3 protein-coding genes are annotated in these 2,661 nt (G+C 73.5%); all 3 read left to right on the top strand.

What is annotated here, in order from left to right; translation table 11 throughout:
* On the top strand, window positions 1-850 hold an 850-nt coding region (locus tag B7767_RS36030; RefSeq protein ID WP_085575715.1), incomplete at its 5' end, for an NAD(P)-dependent oxidoreductase.
* A 44-nt stretch (window positions 851-894) separates the two neighbouring features.
* On the top strand, window positions 895-2,280 hold the full coding sequence (locus B7767_RS36025; protein ID WP_179167440.1) for an acyclic terpene utilization AtuA family protein: 1,386 nt from the start codon (window positions 895-897) through the stop codon (window positions 2,278-2,280).
* On the top strand, window positions 2,273-2,611 hold the full coding sequence (locus B7767_RS36020) for a DUF4387 domain-containing protein (RefSeq protein ID WP_085575714.1): 339 nt from the start codon (window positions 2,273-2,275) through the stop codon (window positions 2,609-2,611). Before B7767_RS36025 ends, B7767_RS36020 begins: the two co-directional genes overlap by 8 nt.
* Window positions 2,612-2,661 lie beyond the last annotated feature (50 nt).

The following is a 2,661-nucleotide window of genomic DNA, read 5'->3' as shown; positions in this document are numbered from 1 at the left end:
CGCTCTCCGGGACGCCGACGCCGCGCTCGTCGGGCACGACCCGCTGACCGCCGAGGTACTGTCCCGCGCCCCGCGCCTGCGGGCCGTCGTCCGGACCGGCGTCGGGTACGACGCGATCGACGTCGCCGCCGCCACCCGGCTCGGCATCACCGTGAGCAACCTCCCGGGCGTCAACGCGGGCGCCGTGGCCGAGTACACCATGGGCCTGCTCCTCGCGACGGCCCGCGGACTGGTCCGCAGCGCGTCCGGGGTGGCGGCCGGCGGCTGGCCCCGGCACGACGGCCACGAGCTGCGCGGCTCCACCCTCGGTCTCATCGGCTACGGAGCCGCGGCCCGGGCCGTGGTGCCGCTGGCTCAGGCGTTCGGGATGCGCGTGCTGTGCACGACGGGCGTGCCGGAGAGCGGGCGCACCGACCCCTCGGTGCGCTTCGTGGACCTGCCCGAACTCCTCGCCGTGTCCGACCACGTCTCGGTGCACACCCGGCTCACCGAGCGGACCCGCGGGCTCCTGGACGCCTCCGCGTTCGCGCTGATGAAGCCGACGGCGGTCCTCGTCAACACCGCCCGGGGGGCCGTCGTCGACGAACAGGCCCTCGCCGTCGCCGTGCGCACCGGACGCATCGCCGGCGCCGCCCTCGACGTCGTCACCGAGGAGCCGCTCCCGGCCGACAGCCCGCTGCGCGGCGTCGACGGCATCGACGTCTACTCGCACCTCGCCGGACAGACCGCCGAGGCCCGGGCCGCCGCCGGCACCGAGGGGGCGGCCGAGATCGTCGCCGCCCTCGCCGGAAAGCCCCGGCACGCCGTCAACACTCCCCTGCCCAAGCCGCCCGCCGGCGCCCACGGATGAACGCCGGCCGCGCCCTGCGCCGGCTGACGAGAGGAAGAAGGAACATGGACAACGAACGGGTGGACCAGGTCAAGGTCCTGGCACCGACCGGCATGCTCGGGGCCGGTTTCCCCGAGGCCACGGTCGCACGCGGCCTGGCACTCGGCGCGGACGTCATCTCCGTCGACGCGGGCAGCACCGACTCCGGCCCCTACTACCTGGGCGCCTCCCGCCCGAAGACCACCCGTGCCGCGGTCGCCCGCGACCTGCGCGTGCTGCTGAAGGCGGTGGCGAGCGCCGGCATCCCCCTGATCGTCGGCTCCTGCGGCACCAGCGGCACGGACGCCGGTGTCGACTGGGTCGCCGAGATCGTCGCCGGCATCCAGGCGGAGGAGAAGCTCTCCCTGAGGGTGGCCCGCATCTACAGCGAGCAGGACGCGGGCACGCTCGCCGAGCGCCTGGACGAGGGACGCGTCCACCCGCTGCCGCCGCTCGGCGCACTGCGGCGCGAGACGCTGGAGAGCTGCACCCATATCGTGGGCGTGATGGGGCATGAGCCGATCGTCGCCGCCCTGGAGGACGGTGCCCAGGTCGTGCTCGCCGGACGCGCTACCGACACCGCCATCGCCGCCGCGTACCCGCTGATGAAGGGCATGCCGGCCGGGCCGTCCTGGCATGCCGCCAAGATCATCGAGTGCGGCGGGCAGTGCACCAGCGACCCGCGGGCGGGCGGTGTCCTGGCCACTGTCGACGCCGGCGGCTTCACCATCGAGCCGCTCGACCCGGCCGTGTCCTGCACGCCGATCCTGGTCGCCGCCCACATGCTCTACGAGACGGTCAACCCCTACGAGATGCGCGAGCCGGACGGCACCCTGGACGTGCGGGACGCCGCCTACACCGCCCTGGACGAGCGCCGGGTGCGGGTCGAGGGTTCCCGGTTCCACGTGGCCGACCAGCACACGATCAAGCTCGAGGGCGCCCGCGTCACCGGCTACGAGACCATGTCGTTCAGCGCCATCCGGGATCCGCACATCCTGGAGCACATCGACGAGTGGGCGGAGCTCATGCACACCGTGCTGCGGCAGCGGGTGGAGCAGACCATCGGGCTGAGCGACGACAAGTACGCCGTCGACCTGCGGCTGTACGGGCACAACGCGATCCTCGGTGACCTCGACCCGGCGTCCGGCCCGCCCCGCGAGGTCGGTGTGATGCTCCTCGTCAGCGCCCCGGACCAGGCCACCGCCACCGCCGTGGCGAAGATCGCCAACCCGCTGATGCTGCACCTGCCGACGCCCGACATGGACTACCTGCCGAGCCTGGCGTTCCCCGCCTCGCCGGCCGAGACCGAGCGCGGGCCCGCGTACGAGTTCGTGCTGCACCACGTCGTCGACACCGTCACCCCCACCGAGATGTTCCGCACCAAGATCGAGGAGCCCCCGCACCATGGCTGAGTCCCGCCCCGCCGTCCTGGGCGACCTGGCGCACGAGGTCCGGTCCAAGAACGCCGGCCCCTTCTGGACCACGATGGAGGTCTTCCTGCGCGACGAGGACGGCTACCACATCGCCGCCGACGAGTCGTTCCTCGACGAACACGTCGTGGCCCGGCTCTACGGGGTGCCTGCCGAGGACGTCCAGATGTTCCGCATCCCCTCCCTGAACGTCGTCAAGATCTCCTTCCCGCGTCCGGTCAGCCAGGCGTCCCTGCGCGACCGGGACGTGCACTCGGGGCAGCACCACGTGCCGCTCGCCCTGCTCCCGCTGCCGGAGCACGCCGCGGGCTGACGGCGTCCCCGCACCCCTCCGGGTGCGGCGCACAGTCCTTCGTGCGCCGC

The organism is Streptomyces sp. 13-12-16, from assembly GCF_002114215.1.
Classification (GTDB): Bacteria; Actinomycetota; Actinomycetes; order Streptomycetales; family Streptomycetaceae; genus Streptomyces.
The sequence above is the reverse complement of the archived record's forward strand: the minus strand, read 5'-3'. Positions and strand labels throughout refer to the sequence as shown.